The sequence below is a fragment of the Brumimicrobium sp. genome (genome assembly GCA_023957385.1).
Lineage (GTDB): Bacteria > Bacteroidota > Bacteroidia > Flavobacteriales_D > Crocinitomicaceae > Brumimicrobium.
Window position 1 is genome coordinate 321,331 of record JAMLGZ010000001.1, and the last position, 17,240, is coordinate 338,570.

The 17,240-nt window shown below is 35.1% G+C and carries 15 protein-coding genes and 1 tRNA gene; 10 read left to right on the forward strand and 6 right to left on the reverse strand.

From position 1 onward, the window contains the following. Nucleotides 1-37 precede the first annotated feature (37 nt). The gene (hppD, locus tag M9897_01395) at nucleotides 38-1,192 is read right to left on the reverse strand and encodes a 4-hydroxyphenylpyruvate dioxygenase (protein MCO5267533.1); all 1,155 of its coding nucleotides are present in this window, start codon (nucleotides 1,190-1,192) and stop codon (nucleotides 38-40) included. A 37-nt stretch (nucleotides 1,193-1,229) separates the two neighbouring features. Continuing rightward, entirely contained in the window at nucleotides 1,230-2,390 is a 1,161-nt protein-coding gene (locus M9897_01400) for a homogentisate 1,2-dioxygenase (GenBank protein ID MCO5267534.1), read from the reverse strand. A 341-nt stretch (nucleotides 2,391-2,731) separates the two neighbouring features. Here M9897_01400 and M9897_01405 point away from each other — a divergent pair, with 341 nt between their 5' ends. The 7 genes from M9897_01405 to M9897_01435 all read left to right on the forward strand — a co-directional run bounded on the left by M9897_01405 (nucleotide 2,732) and on the right by M9897_01435 (nucleotide 11,927). Further along, on the forward strand, nucleotides 2,732-3,691 hold the full coding sequence (locus M9897_01405; GenBank protein ID MCO5267535.1) for an NAD-dependent epimerase/dehydratase family protein: 960 nt from the start codon (nucleotides 2,732-2,734) through the stop codon (nucleotides 3,689-3,691). A 99-nt stretch (nucleotides 3,692-3,790) separates the two neighbouring features. Then, complete coding sequence (locus M9897_01410) at nucleotides 3,791-4,687, forward strand: hypothetical protein (GenBank protein ID MCO5267536.1); 897 nt, start codon at nucleotides 3,791-3,793, stop codon at nucleotides 4,685-4,687. A 90-nt stretch (nucleotides 4,688-4,777) separates the two neighbouring features. Continuing rightward, nucleotides 4,778-6,256 (forward strand): cysteine--tRNA ligase, encoded by a 1,479-nt coding sequence (cysS, locus tag M9897_01415; protein ID MCO5267537.1) that lies wholly within the window; start codon nucleotides 4,778-4,780, stop codon nucleotides 6,254-6,256. After that, nucleotides 6,241-7,671 carry an aminotransferase class I/II-fold pyridoxal phosphate-dependent enzyme gene (locus M9897_01420; protein MCO5267538.1) on the forward strand — a complete coding sequence of 477 codons (1,431 nt, stop codon included), beginning with the start codon at nucleotides 6,241-6,243 and terminating at the stop codon, nucleotides 7,669-7,671. The genes cysS and M9897_01420 overlap by 16 nt, the downstream gene beginning before the upstream one ends. A gap of 116 nt (nucleotides 7,672-7,787) precedes the next feature. Further along, entirely contained in the window at nucleotides 7,788-8,201 is a 414-nt protein-coding gene (locus M9897_01425) for a hypothetical protein (protein MCO5267539.1), read from the forward strand. A 1-nt stretch (nucleotide 8,202) separates the two neighbouring features. Next, nucleotides 8,203-8,640: a hypothetical protein gene (locus M9897_01430; protein MCO5267540.1), complete on the forward strand. Its 438-nt coding sequence runs from the start codon at nucleotides 8,203-8,205 to the stop codon at nucleotides 8,638-8,640. Continuing rightward, a complete protein-coding gene (locus M9897_01435) occupies nucleotides 8,595-11,927 on the forward strand; it encodes a PKD domain-containing protein (GenBank protein MCO5267541.1) in 3,333 nt (1,110 codons plus the stop codon). The genes M9897_01430 and M9897_01435 overlap by 46 nt, the downstream gene beginning before the upstream one ends. A gap of 52 nt (nucleotides 11,928-11,979) precedes the next feature. Here M9897_01435 and M9897_01440 read toward each other — a convergent pair whose 3' ends face one another. Both M9897_01440 and M9897_01445 read right to left on the reverse strand, forming a co-directional pair. Further along, nucleotides 11,980-14,475 (reverse strand): tetratricopeptide repeat protein, encoded by a 2,496-nt coding sequence (locus M9897_01440; GenBank protein MCO5267542.1) that lies wholly within the window; start codon nucleotides 14,473-14,475, stop codon nucleotides 11,980-11,982. Then, a complete protein-coding gene (locus M9897_01445; GenBank protein ID MCO5267543.1) occupies nucleotides 14,476-14,646 on the reverse strand; it encodes a hypothetical protein in 171 nt (56 codons plus the stop codon). 77 nt (nucleotides 14,647-14,723) lie between these two features. Here M9897_01445 and M9897_01450 point away from each other — a divergent pair, with 77 nt between their 5' ends. Continuing rightward, complete coding sequence (locus M9897_01450) at nucleotides 14,724-15,566, forward strand: 1,4-dihydroxy-2-naphthoyl-CoA synthase (protein ID MCO5267544.1); 843 nt, start codon at nucleotides 14,724-14,726, stop codon at nucleotides 15,564-15,566. A 6-nt stretch (nucleotides 15,567-15,572) separates the two neighbouring features. Next, nucleotides 15,573-16,193 (forward strand): suppressor of fused domain protein, encoded by a 621-nt coding sequence (locus tag M9897_01455; GenBank protein ID MCO5267545.1) that lies wholly within the window; start codon nucleotides 15,573-15,575, stop codon nucleotides 16,191-16,193. Here M9897_01455 and M9897_01460 read toward each other — a convergent pair. Then, nucleotides 16,183-16,389, reverse strand: coding sequence for a hypothetical protein (locus M9897_01460; GenBank protein MCO5267546.1), 207 nt, complete (start codon nucleotides 16,387-16,389; stop codon nucleotides 16,183-16,185). The two genes, M9897_01455 and M9897_01460, sit on opposite strands and share 11 nt — an antisense overlap. Nucleotides 16,390-16,509: 120 nt before the next feature. Between M9897_01460 and M9897_01465 the strand changes: the two genes are divergently transcribed. Next, entirely contained in the window at nucleotides 16,510-17,094 is a 585-nt protein-coding gene (locus tag M9897_01465; GenBank protein ID MCO5267547.1) for a YdcF family protein, read from the forward strand. 35 nt (nucleotides 17,095-17,129) lie between these two features. Here M9897_01465 and M9897_01470 read toward each other — a convergent pair. Continuing rightward, nucleotides 17,130-17,214, reverse strand: a tRNA-Leu gene (locus M9897_01470). Between the last annotated feature and the right edge of the window lie 26 nt (nucleotides 17,215-17,240).

Here is a 17,240-nt window from a genome sequence, read left to right on the forward strand (position 1 = left end):
AAATAGGCAGTCTTAATATTAACTAAAAGAACAATGTTTATAAAGTTCCTCTTTTTTCTTGCTCTCTTTCGATAGATTCAAAAAGTGCTTTAAAGTTCCCAGCACCAAAACCTTTAGCCCCCATTCGTTGAATAATTTCAAAGAATAAAGTTGGTCTATCTTGAAGTGGCTTTGTAAAGATTTGTAAAAGATAACCATCCTCATCAGCATCAATCAGAATTCCAAGACTTTGTAATTTTTTTACATCTTCTCTTAATTCATGATTAAATTGAGATAAACGGTGTGGTGCATCTTCATAATATGCTTCAGGAGGTGCAGATAAGAATTCTACTCCTCTTCTTCTCATATCAGTAACCGTTTCGATAATGTTATCTGTTGTCAAAGCCAAATGCTGTACTCCTTCTCCTTCATAGAAATCTAAATACTCTTCAATTTGAGATTTTTTAGTTCCTTCAGCTGGCTCATTAATAGGGAATTTAATTCTTCCGTTACCATTAGCCATTACCTTTGACATCAATGCAGAGTATTCAGTTGTAATCTGTGTATCATCAAATGAAAGGAAGTTTACAAAGCCCATTACTTCTTCATAGAATTTCACCCAAGTATTCATTTGATTCCAACCTACGTTTCCTACGGTATGGTCAACATATTTTAATCCTGTTGATGGAGGATTATATTCAGACTCCAACTTCTGGTAGCCAGGTAGGAAAAGTCCTTTATAATTTTTACGCTCCACAAACATGTGCACTGTCTCACCGTAGGTATAAATACCTGCGCGAATCACTTCTCCAAATTCGTCTTTTTCAACTGTTGGTTCCATAAAAGATTTTGCACCTCTCTTAATCGTCTCCTCATAAGAATAACGAGCATCTTCAACCCATAATGCTAGAACTTTTACACCATCACCATGTTTTTTAACATGTTCTCCAATTGAAGTATTGCTATTCATAGGTGCGGTAATTACAAAACGAATCTTGTCTTGTACCAATACGTATGAAGTTCTATCTCTTACTCCAGTTTCTAATCCTGCATAAGCGAGTGTTTGGAATCCAAATGCAGATTTATAAAAATGTGCAGCTTGTTTGGCATTGCTCACATAAAATTCTACATAGTCAGTTCCTAAAATAGGTAAGAAGTCTTCACCTCCTTTAAATACCTTTTCTAGTTCTGATGCTTTAATATTGTCTGCCATTGTTTTAAATTTAATTAATAATTAGTTTCTTATTTTTTTAATCTTCTAACCAAGATTTATAGTAATCAGGATCTGCAATTTTAAGCGTTTCTTCTGTTATCATCAAAGGATCGAATGTATCTACCATTACAGCATATTCTTCAGTTCCTTTTTTACCTATACTTGCCTCAGCAGCTCCTGGCTGTGGTCCATGAGTAAAGCCTGCAGGGTGCAGTGTGATATTTCCTAATCCTACATCTGGTCTAGACATAAAATTTCCTTCTACATAATATAATAACTCATCAGAATCAATATTAGAGTGGTTATATGGTGCAGGAATCGCTAAAGGATGGTAATCATATAAACGTGGAACGAATGAGCAAATTACAGAAGATTCTGTCTCAAATTGCTGGTGAATAGTTGGAGGCATGTGTAATCTTCCAGTAATAGGTTCAAAATCTTTGATGTTAAATGCATACGGATAATTATAGCCATCGTAACCAATTACATCGAACGGATGCGCAGCAAATTCAACCTCTATGATTTCATCATTCTTTTTAGTCTTCATTAAGAAACTTCCTTTCTCATCGTGAGATTCTAATTCTTGAGGAAGTCGAACATCTCTTTCACAGAAAGGAGAATGTTCCAATAGCTGACCAAAATTATTGCGATAACGTTTAGGAGTAAAGAATGGATCTCTAGATTCTACAATAAACAATCTATTGTCTTCCGTATCAAATTCTATCTGATAGATAGTACCTCTTGGAACAACTAAATAATCACCATATCCAAAATCTAAGTTTCCTAAGAAAGTTCTTAATTTACCTGAACCTTTATGGATAAAAATCAATTCATCAGCTTCGGTGTTTTTATAGAAATAATCCATCTTTTTACCTGATGGTGCTGCTAAAATCACATAGGTTCTAGCATTTGCAAATACGATCTTTCTTGACTCTAAATAGTCTTTTTCAGGAGCCACTTTAAATCCTTCTAATCTAAATGGCTTTACATTATTCTGATCTACAATTTTTGGAGCAACCGAATATCTCTTACCATAAGATCTAACCATTGTTGGACGATGTATATGATACATATTCGTATACACACCAGCAAATCCTGCTGTACAGTATAATTCTTCATAATATAACCCTCCGTCTTCTTTTCTAAATTGTGTATGACGCTTTGGAGGTATCTTTCCTAATTTGTGATATATAGGCATAATTCTATAATTTTAATAGTTTAACAATTAGTTAGAATAAGAATCCAGTGAGAAACATGAGTAAACGATAGGTCATGCGAGTATCTATCATTTTATGTTGTTGGTCATCAGTCTTATTTTCAACAAATATAAAAATTTTATTAATTGAAAGTGGAATACCGATAGTTATCGGTATGAAAATTGAAAGTTAGTTATCAGTACATCATTTTCGCTTTCCACTTTCCACTTTCCACTTTCCATTTCTACAAGAGCTTGTATTTTGTCAGTTTCTAATAAAAATTCTAAGAATTCTAACTAAAAAGATATTCAAGTGATTATATTCGCAATAAAATATTCGGAATATGAAAAGAGTACTAATTATTGGAGCAGGGGGTCAAATTGGAACTGAGCTTACTCAACTCTTAAAGCATAAATATTCAAAAGAAAATGTATTTGCATCTGACATTAAAGAAGAAAAACCTGTCGCATTGGAGGATGTTAATTACATTCCTTTAAATGTATTAGATGCAAAAGCACTGGAAGATTGTGTAAAGAAAAATAATATTACAGATATTTATCTACTTGCTGCACTCCTATCAGCAACTGCAGAAAAGAATCCTATGTTTGCATGGGAGCTGAATATGAATGGGCTATTCAATGTATTGGAATTGGCAAAAAACGGATTGATTAAACAAGTTTTTTGGCCTAGTTCTATTGCTGCTTTTGGTACTACAACGCCTAAAAGAGATGTGCCACAGCATACGATCATGGAACCAAGTACAGTATATGGTATTTCAAAACAAACTGGAGAACAGTGGTGCGCATACTACCATGACAAATATGGTGTTGATGTACGAAGTATTCGTTATCCCGGATTAATTTCATATACTTCCTTACCTGGAGGAGGGACGACAGATTACGCAGTGGATATTTTTTATCATGCAAAAGAACATCAAGCATATACAAGTTTCTTAAATGAAGACACAGCCCTTCCAATGATGTATATGGAAGATGCCGTACGTGCTACTGTTGAATTAATGGAGGCCCCCCAAAGTAACCTTACTATTCATACCTCGTATAATATCGCAGGAATAAGTTTTACACCGAAAGAATTAGCAGCAGAGATAAAAAAGCATATTCCTACTTTTAAGATGAGCTATGAGCCTGATTTTAGACAGCAAATTGCTGATTCTTGGCCGCAGTCTTTGAATGATATGCAAGCTCAGAAGGATTGGAATTGGAAACATACATATGATTTAAAAAGAATGGTAGAAACGATGTTGAAAGAAGTAAAACCTGAGCTTTATTTTAAAAAGGCATGAAATTAGCTATTCGTCTATGAAAAAATACAATTGGTCTAAATTATTTATGAATATTAATTTTTAATTCAGATATTTATTCTGTGTGTAATGTGCAAAATTATGAACCGACAAGATAAAATACTAATAAAACTTACAATATTACTTGCTTTTTCATTAGGCATGGTCTTTACAAATGCTTCTTATGGAGCTATGAGAGATGACCAAGAAAATCCTAATGTCAACCAAAAAGATGAGCAAGGAAGAAAGCAAGGCAAGTGGGTCTTTTTGGGAAAAGACCAACCAGAAAAGGGTTATCCAGCAGATGGAAAAATTTCAGAAGGTCCTTTTAAGGACGACCGAAAAAATGGTCGCTGGTATATGTACTATAATGACGGTGTTACTGTAAAAACTGAAGGAGAATATATCGATAATAGACCGAATGGTGCTTTTATTAAATATCATCCGAATGGTAAAGTAAAAGAAGAAGGAACTTTTAATTCACGTAACTATACGAATGATTTAAAAAGATTTAATGAAGAAGGAACTTTAGTATATTCAAGTAGTTTTGACGATGCAGGAAATGAAGAAGGAGCTGTGAAATATTTCTATGATAATGGTCAAGTAGAGTTTGAATATGAGGCTAAAGACGGTAAACCAACAGGAACAGCTACACGTTATTGGCCAAATGGTGATGTGAAAGAAAAATTAACTTTCAATTCTGATGGTTCTTTAAAAGAGACTTCTGGGGAAATAGCTATGGTGAAACCAAAAGTAGAAGTGAAAGAAGTAGGAAAAGTAGCTGATAAGTTACCACCAAAACCAGTTATAAAAGATCCTAAGTTTAAACCAAATGCGTATAATAAGGTATATAATGACAACCTTGAATTATGGATGGAAGGAGACTTTAAGGATGGAAGATTATTCGATGGACGTTTATATATCTATGATTCAGATGGACTTCTTTTAAAAGTTGAAGTTTATAAAAAAGGTAAATACTTCTCTGATGGTCAGATATAAGAATTAAGTTATCTTAAGAAGAGGGAACTGAAAAGTTCCCTTTTTTCTTTTATTTATTGTATTTTCGCACCAATTAAATCAATGCTTTGTATGAGATATAAAGAAAATGAATTGAAAATTAGCAATAGTCTAACGGGTGATAAAGAAGTTTTTAAACCCATACACGAAGGGTTTGTTGGTATGTATGTATGTGGACCAACTGTATATAGCTTTGTACACTTAGGAAATTGTCGAACTTTTATCTCGTTTGATGTTATTTATCGTTATTTGCTCCATTTAGGATATAAGGTGAGATATGTTCGAAATATCACAGATGCTGGCCATCTTGAGAATGATGCAGATCAAGGAGAAGATAAAATTGCAAAAAAAGCACGTTTGGAACAAGTGGAGCCAATGGAAGTTGTACAAAGGTATTCCTTAAATTTTCATGATGTTTTGAAGCAATTTAATAACCTTCCACCAAATATCGAACCTACTGCAACTGGTCATATTATTGAGCAAATTACTATGATTCAAGAAATCCTGAAAAAGGGTTATGCATACGAATCCAATGGATCTGTCTATTTTGATGTAGATAAATATAATAAGGAATATAACTATGGTATTCTTTCTAAAAGGAAGATAGAGGATTTAATTTCGGGAACACGTGACTTGGATGGGCAAGATGAGAAAAGATCTCCCTTAGATTTCGCATTATGGAAAAAAGCATTGCCCGAACACATTATGCGTTGGCCTTCTCCTTGGAGTGATGGTTTTCCAGGTTGGCATTTGGAATGTTCTGCAATGAGTACAAAATACTTGGGCGAATCCTTTGATATCCATGGGGGAGGAATGGATTTGAAATTTCCACATCATGAATGTGAAATTGCTCAAGGAACGGCAGCCAATAACCATGCTCCTGTGCACTATTGGATGCATGCGAATATGCTTACCTTAAATGGTAAAAAGATGAGTAAATCTACTGGAAATACGCTATTGCCTGAAGAACTATTTTCGGGGCATAATGATATTCTAGGAAAACCTTATCATCCTATTATAGTACGATTCTTTATGATGCAGGCGCATTATGCGAGTGTATTAGATTTTAGTGGCGATGCTTTGAATGCAGCAGAAAAAGGTTTTCAAAAATTAATGGAAGCTGTGGAATTATTGACATCGCTTCCCACTTCAGCAACCTCTTCTTTTGACGTTAAAAAATTGGTAGAAAAATTCTATGCTGCCATGAATGATGATTTTAACACACCTATTTTGGTGGCACATTTGTTTGATGCAGTTAAAAAGATTCAGCAGATTAAGTTAGGAAACGAAACGATTACTAGTACTGATTTAGAATTGCTATCAGAAGAAATAAATTCATTTGTATTTAATGTGTTGGGTTTACAAAATATAATGGAAGAAAAAGGAGGAGGGGAGGAACTACATACCGTGATGGAATTGATAATCCAAATTCGCCAGCAAGCCCGTGAAAATAAAGATTGGGCAACATCAGATGCAATTCGAGACAAACTAAAAGAGGCAAATATTGTTATAAATGACAGTAAAGAAGGCGCCACATGGGAAATTCAATAGAGGAAAGGTTAGCTCAATTGGAAGAGCAAGGGAAGATGTTAGAACCTTCTCATCAAGAAAGAGTTGATTTATTTAATCAATATCATCAGGTTGCTGAACATTTTTTAGAAGGATTAAGAGAGAATAATACATTTAACAACGGTGCATCAACTCCGAATAGATATACTTTGGATGGACAACCTGAAGATATACAAAAAACTATTGATACCATAGAGAACGATTTATTTGTTTATGGAATAAATGCGGCTTCAGGTGGACATTTAGGGTATATACCGGGAGGTGGAATCTATGCTTCTTCCATTGGAGATTACTTAGCTGCTATAAGTAATGCATATAGCGGTGTATATTATGCTTCTCCTGGTGCCGTTGAAATGGAACATGCTTGTCTAAATTGGGTAAAATCTATTTTTGGATTTCCTTCTAATGCAGTTGGTAATCTAACTTCTGGAGGTTCAATCGCAAATATGATTGGTTTATGCGCTGCACGAGATTATCAAAGAATTCTCGAGAACGGGGTGGAGAAAAATGTTATTTATCTAACAGAGCACACGCACCATTCAGTTAAGAAATCACTCAAAATTCTGGGACTAAAGCAGGTAATTGTTAGAGAAATTAAAGTGGATAGTTCCAATCAGATGGATATAACTTCTTTGGAGTACCAAATCATTCAAGATAATAAGAATGGCTTACATCCTGCTATCATTGTAGCTAGTGCAGGTACTACAGATACAGGTGCTGTGGATCCTCTAAATAGTATTGCAGATATTGCTGAGAAATATAAAGTTTGGTTTCATGTTGATGCCGCTTATGGAGGTTTTTTTATTCTTGCAGATAGCGTTAAAGATAAATTTAAAGGAATAGAGCGTGCAGATTCAATGATTTGTGATCCTCACAAAAGTTTGTTTCTTCCGTATGGCTCAGGATGTGTACTTATAAAGAATAAAGAAGCTGTATTTACGTCACATAAAGTATCTGCTCATTATATGCAAGATACAGTTGAGGAAGAACTCCCCATCGATCCATCTGATGTTTCACCAGAGTTAACAAAACATTTCCGAGCCTTACGCATGTGGTTACCATTAAAAACCTATGGTATAGCGCCATTCAAGAGTTTACTTGAAGAAAAACTTTTGCTAACTGAATACTTCAGGCAAAAGGTAGTAACGTTGGGATTTAATGTAGGTCCAACTCCCAATCTGTCTGTAACTTACTTCTGGTATCCTAAAGTAGAAGATGAAGATTCTTTTAATCATAAATTGATGCAACTATGCCACCAAGACGGGAGTGTGTTTTTATCATCTTCTCGTATTGATAATCGTTTTGTGATTCGTATGGCAATTTTATCTTTCAGAACGCATAAGTATGAGATAGATAAATGCATAGCCATGTTGCAACGTAATCTTCAACTTATTTAACAAAGAGAAGTTTATATTTTTTATAAGAATATGTTGATTTTCAGTCTAATTTAATATAAATTTAGGCAACTATTTAAGACGAAATTCGTTTTTAAATTATCTAAAACTATTAAATTATGCAACAACTAGCACTCGTTTGCTGTTTTGTTTTGAGTGTATTGGCTACATCTCTGAATGCGCAGCAAAATACCTACACCTCTGATGCGCAGAAATACTTAAAAGAAATTTACGGATCATACTACGAACACTACTTTTCAACACCTGAGAGTATTGAGTTTTATGCCAATTTAATTAGTCGTATTGAATATTTACCTGTAGCTAATTCTCCTGCTAACTTGATGAATCTTTCCGAGTTAGTGCTAAAAAGTAAATACAATCCTGAGGTTATCATACATGACAACCTCACTACTTTTGATCCTTCTCATTTTAATCCAATAAAATATTTTTACAACTACGAAAGTAATGAAGATCAATATTTTAGGATTTATAATACAGAATGGGTTCTGAAAATCCATAAAAAAACACACTAAAATGAAACCACTAATCAATTATCTTACTAATAAGAGTAGAGGATTATTTTATGTTCTCTTACTTCTTGGATTATCAAGTATAGGAAGTTTATCACATGCACAGTTTGGAGTCCCTACAACGCCTACTTGCTTCAATGGTTCTGCACCTTGTACAAATACTAACCCATTACCTTGCTCTACGGCAAATCCTTTTTGCTCCGATCAGAATTATAACTTCCCAAATGAATATGGTGGAAGTGGAAATGGAGCTCCTTGTGGTCCAAATTACTGTTGTTTGGGGTCAACTCCTAATCCTGTCTGGTATTATATGGAAATCGCACAAAGCGGTATTATTGAATTAACAGTATCTCAAACTACTTCAGGAGGTAGTCCTTTGGATATTGATTTTACCTTATGGGGCCATTTACCGATTTGGCTTCTGGATGTACACAAATCATGAATGGTGTAACACCTATCCAATGTAGTTATAGTGGAGATGAAACTGAAACAATTGGCATAGGAACTCCTGGTGGAGATTTAGATGATGATCCTTTCTATTGGTCTGGTGGTTCAAATCCACCAGCTGCACAAGCTGGAGAAGTATATATTGTCATTTTAACAAATTATAGTGGACAATCAGGTAATATTAGTTTCTATCAATCAAACTATGGGACTGCAGGAGCTGGTTCAACAGACTGCTCTATTGTTGTTCCTTGTAAGATTACGCAAGTAACCGTTAATCCATCAGCTTGTGATCCAAACACTAATACACACTCAGTTTCAGGGCAAATCACTTTTAATGATGCACCTACTACAGGAACTCTTATCGTGGAAGATTGCCATGGAAATTCTACAACTTTAAATCCTCCCTTTAATAGTCCAATGAGTTATACGATTAATAATATTACTTCAGATGGTGCTTCTTGTGATATAACTGCTCATTTCTCTGATGAGGCGGTGTGTTTAAAAACTCAAGCATATACTGCACCTTCTTGTCCTTCTTCTCCTTGTAATATAAGCAATTTTGAAGCAAACATAGCTGCTTGTGATGGCCCTTCTAATACATTTACAATTTCTGGAACTGTTACGTTTTCCGATGCCCCAACAACAGGACAACTTATTGTGTCTGATTGTAACGGTCACCAACAAACATTCAACGCACCATTTACTAGTCCAATCAGCTACTCTATCTCTGGAATTCCCGCAGATGGTGCAAACTGTAGTATCACCGCTCAATTTTCTGCTGATCCTACTTGTACATCAACTATTTCCTATACCAATCCTTCCGATTGTTCTTGTATTGTTAATATCGGAACCTTTGATATTAACTTAATTGGTGATGGCCAACAAAATTATAAGCTTTGCTATGGAGATATCTTAACCATTGATCCTAATGGTGGATTTGTTCCTTCGGCAGATTTAGGAGGAGATCCTATGCTTCCTGCTGTATATCTTCCGGGTGTTGGTTATATGGTATATTCTTGTCCTCCAACTGTCTTTCCTCCTGCTGATTTGCTTACAGATCCATGTTTTGTGGGGTGGGTTGCTTCCAGTGGCGGAAATGCCGGAGACCCTGGAATCTTTATTCCAAACCAAACTGGTACACCACCTAATTTTGGTACTCCTTTTACTAATAACACACTTTATATAGTTCCTATTACCATGTATGATACCTTAAATGGATGGTATTCATACACAAACAGTGGAGATAACTGTTACGATATGGGAGCTGCTATTGCTATTCAATATTTGCCACAAGTGATTAGCTCTAACCCGGTTGAAGATTGTGCCGCTGGTACTTTCTCTGTTTCTGTTTCTGGCGGATTACCTCAAATAGACGGCTCAAACTTTACAGCAAGCAACTTATTACCAGCAACAGCATCATTTAGTACAGCTACTTGTGCTAATGGAGGAACAATTACCGTAACTGGACTACAAAATGGGGATATGTATAGTTTTGAAATAACAGATGATAACGGATGCCCTATTACCATTTCAGGTGGACCTTTTGTAGGTGGACCAACAGCAGATGCTGGTTCTGATGCAACTGCAGCATGTGGAGTGATGACATATACATTAGCAGGAAGCATGAGCGCTGGAGCAACAGGTACGTGGACTGGACCAAGTGGGGTAACATTTAGCAACGCTAGTTCTCCAACTTCTACAATAACGGCATCGGCAGCAGGAACATACACATTAACCTGGACAGTATCAAACGGCTCTGGTTGTAATACGGTAAAAACGGTAACGATTACTTTTATTGAAAACCCAACATATACTTCTTCAACAAACCCTGCACTGTGCGGCAGTAATGACGGAGAAATTATATTAACAGCTAGCAATGGAGTTTCACCCTACCAGTATTCTATTGATAATGGAGCAAATTATCAAACAACGGGAACTTTTAACAATTTACCCGCAGGATCTTATTCGATAATTGTAAAAGATGATAATAATTGTCAGGCTACAGGAACTATAAATATTAATAATACAGGAGGAGTAACTATAGATCAAGTTACACCTACCAATCCTTCATGTAATGGAATTTGTGATGGTTCTATCCAAGTAACAGCATCAAATGGAACAACACCTTATACATATACTTGGAAGGATAACAATGGAAATACAGTAGGAGGAAATAGTAATAGTGTTTCTGGATTATGTAGTGGCAATTATACAATTACGATAACTGATGCCAATAACTGTGTTTCTAATCAGAATACTACCTTAGTGGAACCAGCACCTGTTACTGTTACTGCTCCTAGTGATAAAACAATTTGTGCAGGCGAATCCATCACCTTAAGTGCAAGTAATTATGGTGGTGCTACAATATCATGGGATAATAGTATTACTAATGGTGTTCCATTTACCCCTACAGCTACAACAACATTCACTGTAACAGCATCAGTGGGAGCTTGTCAGGCAACAGATCAGGTGATAATAACAGTAATACCTATTCCTCAGCCTAATTTTATAGGTGATAATTTAACGGGATGTGAACCTCATACGGTTACATTTACAGATAGTTATTTAGCACCTTCAGGATCAACTTGTACGTGGAGTTTTGGGGATGGTACTAGCGCAAATGGATGTGGTTCTGTTTCTCATACATATAACACAAGTGGAACATATTCAGTAACATTAACAGTTGAGACAGCGCAAGGATGTATAGGAACGCAAACTCAAACCAATTATATTGAAGTTACTCCTCAACCAATTGCTGAATTTACTGCTGATCCAATGACTACTTCTATTAGTAATCCTACGATTAATTTTACTAATCACTCAACTAATGCAAGTGATTATTATTGGACATTTGGGGATTATTCTCCTGGGTCAACTGAAACAAATCCAGCACATACTTATCCTGAAACCCAAAATAGTTATATAGTTACACTGGTTGCATCTAATGCAGGTGGTTGTGTTGACACAATGCGTATGGTAATTAAGATTAGAGATGAATTGATATTTTATATTCCTAATACATTCACTCCAGATGCAGATGGATTTAATGATGTATTTAAACCTGTATTCTATTCAGGTTTTGACCCACAAACATATACACTGTGGATTTATAATCGATGGGGTGAAGTATTGTTTGAATCACATAACGCTGAGGTTGGATGGAATGGTACTTACGGGGGAAAAATCGTAAAAGATGGAACTTATATCTGGAAAATTGAATTCAAGGAAACCATGTCCGACCAGCATCATACAGAGGTTGGACATGTGAATATTCTAAGATAAACTCGAATTGTGAAGAAAGGAACGCCCGACGGGTTATGTTATCCAATACGAATTATATTCGCACACCGATAACACACACATCATCCACCTGCTCATGACCCTTCTTCCATTCTTCAAAAGCTATATCAATAGCCTCTCGCTGATGATCCATTGATTGGTCTTGAATAGAAAGAACTAATTCTCGCATATTCTTCGCCTTGAATTTCTTTCCTTTGTCTCCTCCAAATTGGTCTGCATACCCATCGGTAAAGATATAAATAGAGTCCCCAGTTTCTAGTTGGATAGTATGTGTATCAAATGGTTCTGGAGATACATATTTTCCAATTGGTTGTTTGTTTGCTTTTAGCTCCTCAACTTCTGTATCTTTTTTTCTGATTATCCATAGGGGATTATTAGCACCTGACCAGGTTAAGGTATTTGTTTTTAGATTCAGCCCACAAAGAGAGATATCCATTCCATCTTTTACACCTTCCTCGCTTTTTTCAAATTCTTCGATTACAAGTTCTCTAGTTTTATCTAAAATCTTCCCAGGTTCTGAAAGGTTATACTCTCGCACACTACGGTTAAGAGCATGATTACACACTACACTTACCATAGCTCCTGGAACTCCGTGCCCAGTACAATCTGCTGCGGCAAATAGGAGGAGGTCTCCTTTCTGCTCCATCCAGTAAAAGTCTCCTGCTACAATGTCTTTAGGTTTATATAGAATAAAGGAGTCTGGGAGATATTTCTTTACTAATCTTTCAGGTGGAAGAATTGCGGATTGAATACGTCTCGCATAGGCAATACTGTCGAGAATTTCTTGATTTTTTTCTTCCACAAGGTGTTTTTGCTGTTCCACTTCCTGCTTCTGCTTAGAAATAATAACGTTGTCCCTTCGTTTGTTATGGTAACTACGAAAGGCCATGAAAGCAAGTCCAAGCATCAAAATAAAACCAACCACAAAACTGTTTCGCTGAAAGACTTGTTTTCTAGACTTTTCTGCAGCTACGGCATCTTTTTTATCCTGAGCTGCTTTTTGTAAGGCTTCTTTTTTATCAAATTCATATTGCATTTCTTTTTGAACAGTAGCCTTTTGGTTTTCTTCGCTTAATACACTATCTCGATACATAATGTGTTTTTTATAAGCTTCGTAAGCTTCTTTGTAATTGCTAGTTTGATAATACAACTCTGATTGAGCTTGATAAAAATTCTTTAATTCAATAATTATTCCTAATTCTTTACTGATTTCAATAGCTTGAGAAAGGTGTTTTTCAGCTTCTTTGTATTTCTTTTGTTTGATCAAAATATAACCAATTTCTCCTAATGCTTCCGCTTCACATTGTTTAAAACCAATTTCTCTTGCTAGGATTAACGATTTATAAAGGTATTCGAGTGCTTTATCAGGTTTGTTTAATGAGAAATACACTTGACCGATAACAGTATGAGTAGAAGCTATTCCTCTTTTTGAACCGATGTTTTCTTGTATCTGCAATGCTTTATTTAAATACTCTAATGATTTTTGATAATCTTTATTATTAAAATAAACACCTCCTATGCTCGATAATAAGCTCGCTTGAGATTCTTTATCTCCTATTTCTTCACAAATTTTCAAGGACTTCTTGTAGTAAGTTATTGCTTTTGTGCTGTTGTTTTGACTTTCAAAGGCAAGGCCAATGTTTGCAAGATTTGCAAGTTGAAATCTTTTTTGACCTAATTCTTCATTTACTTTTAAAGCCTTAAAATAGTAATCTAATGCTTTTTTGTAATTTCCTTGGTAAGCATATATTAATCCAATATTTCCAAGATTGATTCCTTCTCCAGACTTATTATTTATTTCCTGGTTGATAGATAATGCTTCCAAAAAATATATTAATGCTTTTGGATATTCTCCTTTATTGAGGTAGCACGCACCAATATTACTTAAGTCATTGGTTTGCATTTTCTTTAAACCTATACTTTTACTTAATTGTAGTGCACGAGAAAAATAGGTTATAGCTTCGTCAAAGTTCCCCTGGTACATGTTTATTAATCCAATGTTTCCAATACAAGCACTTTGACCTTCAATTTCATTTATCTCTTTGAATTTTTGTAGTGCTTGATTAGCGAGTTCTATTGCTTTAGGATAATTTCCTTGATAAATTTCAATTCCTCCAATATTTTGTAGAATAGATGCTAGTAATTTTTTAGCTTTTTTGCTTTCATGAGAATGAAGACGTTTTTTCGCTAATGTATCCGCTTGATTAAGATATTTATATGCACTTTGATATTCACCTTTAGTAGTAAGCAACCATCCTTTTAATCGTAAACTCTCTCCCAATTTTAGAGTAGCTCCTTGTTTCTTTGCAAATACGATACTTTTATTAAAAAAATAGATTGCAGTATCAATTTTTGTAGCTTGAAAGTTTTTGCCGAGTTCGTAATAAATATTATACAAATTAGTATCAGCTGCAATTCCAGATTTACCTTCCCATTTTTTTAATTCACGAAAAAGCGAATCCGACTTGTCTTGACCAAAGGATACAGCTGCAAAAAATACAACTATTATGATATTTAATATGACCTTCATTTAAATTCTAATTCCAAAAATGCAAATATCTTCAATTTGTTCCAAGGCAGCAATATTGGGGTTAAGAACCTCATAAACAGTGAATTTAAGGCTAATATATTTAAAAATATTTGAATTTGGATAGACTATTGAAATAAATTTAACCTTAAAGAATTTTTCTGCTTTTTCCATCCTTTTGCTAGATTATTAAAATATGAATTATTCCAGTTTAATAATAAATTCTGTACCTTCACAGCAAAATTAGAAGTATGTCAAAAGTCAATTGGAAAACGGTTAAAGAATACGAAGACATTACCTACAAAAAGGCAGATGGAGTAGCCCGTATAGCTTTTAATCGTCCGAATATTCGTAATGCATTTAGACCCAAAACAGTAGGCGAGTTATTTGAAGCATTTTTAGATGCTAGAGAAGACACCTCTATTGGTGTTGTGCTACTTTCTGCTGAGGGTCCTTCTACGAAAGATGGAGTTTGGTCGTTTTGTAGTGGAGGAGATCAAAATGCTAGAGGACATCAAGGTTATGTGGATGAAGATGGAATGCCCCGCTTAAATATACTCGAAGTACAACGCTTGATTCGTTTTATGCCCAAGGTTGTAATTGCTGTAGTTCCGGGTTGGGCTGTAGGAGGTGGACATAGTTTACATACCGTTTGTGATTTAACATTGGCGAGTAAGGAGCATGCAATTTTCAAACAAACAGATGCGGATGTAACTAGTTTTGACGGAGGTTATGGTTCAGCTTATTTAGCAAAAATGGTAGGACAAAAGAAAGCTCGAGAAATATTCTTCCTAGGTAGAAATTATTCCGCACAAGATGCTGCGGATATGGGAATGGTGAATGCAGTAATTCCACATGCAGAATTAGAAGACACAGCATACGAGTGGGCACAAGAAATATTAGCCAAATCCCCTACTTCTATTAAAATGTTAAAGTTTGCAATGAACCTGACAGATGATGGTATGGTTGGGCAACAAGTTTTTGCCGGAGAGGCAACACGTTTAGCCTATATGACAGATGAAGCAAAAGAAGGAAGAAAAGCATTTTTGGAAAAAAGAAAGCCAGATTTCAAGGATATTAAGTGGATACCTTAAATAACTATGAGCGAACTTGAAAAAGCATTAAAAGAAAAATTTGGAGAGCATCGGGTAAAGGAATTTATTACCGAAGACGAAATGTATATTCCTTTATTGGAAATTACAATCCAAACAAATTTAACTTTCCGTGTAATCGTTACAAATGGGATGTCTGATTACAAAATGCCTATTCCGAATCATTTAAAAACTGTAAACGAGCGAGTTTATAATGAATTGTTCATTTGTTTACCGGAATATTGGGACTTTACTGATGAAAATAGGAAGTGGCCTATCGAAACTTTGCAAAAACTTGCTAAAAATGTCATTGAGAAAGAAACTTGGTATGGACCAGGACATACCATTGCAAATGGAAATCCTACGAAACCTATTTCTAATTTAATGGAACAAGAATATTTTCTTTTAGCAGACCCAATTTATCTAGAAGAGTTTATGAAACCACTTCAATTAAATGATAAAAAGATTTATTTTTTAGCTGTTATCCCTTTACTTATGAGTGAATATGACCTTCTAGTTTATAAGGCTTATCCTAAATGGCTGCAAAAATTTAAGAGCGGTAGAGGAAATGAAATTATAGATGAATATAAAAAGACATCTTCTTTACGTAGGCGAATCTTTAATTTTTAGCTTCCTTCACTTTGACGCCAAAAGTACAAGGCCCGTATGTTTTTCCCCAATCTTCGCAAGCTCTTTTGGCTACTTGTTTGGTAGATTTTTGAATTGGATAAACCTTTTCATTGCATGTACATGTATAATCCTTTTTACAAGAAGCGAATGTTAGCATCAACACCCCGAGTATAAATAAAAATAGTTTCTGCTGCATTGTCTTTACATTTGGCAATAAGTGCTACGAATTTATAGAAATTAATGAGATATGTGTATGTGTTTTCAGAACAAAATAACTGCATAATTGTATATTTGGTATAAAATTTAAAAAGAAGTGATGAAAAGAAGCATTATTCTGATTCTATTTTCTATATTGATAGTATCTTCTTGTTCCCTTGACAGAGTGGTGCATAGGAAGAATAAGAAAGGCTATAAACATGCTCCTTATGACGTGATGGTAGTCCCAGGATATCCGTATGATGCTCCGAGTAATAAAGAACTGTTTGCAACACGTTTGCATTGGGCAAAAACGTTATATGATCGAGGCATTGCTAAAAATATCATTTTCTCAGGAGATGCAGTGCATACACCTTATTATGAAGGTAAATTGATGAAATTATTTGCCATCCAACTTGGAATACCAGCAGAACATGTTTTTTCAGAGGATGAGGCTTTACATACTACAGAAAATATAAAATACAGTAAAAAATTGGCTGATAAATTAGGGTTTAAGAAGATAGTTTTTGCAACCGATCCGTATCAGTTTTCTTATATGACAAGTTTAGTTAATTTTTTAGCTCCTGGAACACCTCTGTTAACCTTTCCAACGGATTCAATGGCTTATTATTCTACATATCAATTGCCTGAAGTGGATATCCAGCCGGCCTTTATGGAGAATTGGAAGGATAAGACGATAAAATAAGTGAAAATAAGTCGAAAAGCGATTGTTTTAGACTTTGGTACCCGGGGTGGGAATCGAACCCACACGCCTCGCGGCATCGGATTTTGAATCCGACGTGTCTACCAGTTCCACCACCCGGGCAATTGGAGTGTGCGAATTTAAGTAAA

Excerpts from the sequence above, each read along its gene's own strand:
- M9897_01400 (MCO5267534.1), bottom strand. The coding sequence starts at position 2,390 with ATGCCTATATATCACAAATTAGGAAAGATACCTCCAAAGCGTCATACA.
- hppD (MCO5267533.1), bottom strand. The coding sequence starts at position 1,192 with ATGGCAGACAATATTAAAGCATCAGAACTAGAAAAGGTATTTAAAGGA.
- M9897_01450 (MCO5267544.1), top strand. The coding sequence starts at position 14,724 with ATGTCAAAAGTCAATTGGAAAACGGTTAAAGAATACGAAGACATTACC.
- M9897_01435 (MCO5267541.1), top strand. The coding sequence starts at position 8,595 with ATGGGGCCATTTACCGATTTGGCTTCTGGATGTACACAAATCATGAAT.
- M9897_01430 (MCO5267540.1), top strand. The coding sequence starts at position 8,203 with ATGAAACCACTAATCAATTATCTTACTAATAAGAGTAGAGGATTATTT.
- M9897_01405 (MCO5267535.1), top strand. The coding sequence starts at position 2,732 with ATGAAAAGAGTACTAATTATTGGAGCAGGGGGTCAAATTGGAACTGAG.
- M9897_01420 (MCO5267538.1), top strand. The coding sequence starts at position 6,241 with ATGGGAAATTCAATAGAGGAAAGGTTAGCTCAATTGGAAGAGCAAGGG.
- M9897_01445 (MCO5267543.1), bottom strand. The coding sequence starts at position 14,646 with ATGGAAAAAGCAGAAAAATTCTTTAAGGTTAAATTTATTTCAATAGTC.
- M9897_01455 (MCO5267545.1), top strand. The coding sequence starts at position 15,573 with ATGAGCGAACTTGAAAAAGCATTAAAAGAAAAATTTGGAGAGCATCGG.
- M9897_01440 (MCO5267542.1), bottom strand. The coding sequence starts at position 14,475 with ATGAAGGTCATATTAAATATCATAATAGTTGTATTTTTTGCAGCTGTA.
- M9897_01425 (MCO5267539.1), top strand. The coding sequence starts at position 7,788 with ATGCAACAACTAGCACTCGTTTGCTGTTTTGTTTTGAGTGTATTGGCT.
- M9897_01410 (MCO5267536.1), top strand. The coding sequence starts at position 3,791 with ATGAACCGACAAGATAAAATACTAATAAAACTTACAATATTACTTGCT.
- M9897_01465 (MCO5267547.1), top strand. The coding sequence starts at position 16,510 with ATGAAAAGAAGCATTATTCTGATTCTATTTTCTATATTGATAGTATCT.
- M9897_01460 (MCO5267546.1), bottom strand. The coding sequence starts at position 16,389 with ATGCAGCAGAAACTATTTTTATTTATACTCGGGGTGTTGATGCTAACA.
- cysS (MCO5267537.1), top strand. The coding sequence starts at position 4,778 with ATGAGATATAAAGAAAATGAATTGAAAATTAGCAATAGTCTAACGGGT.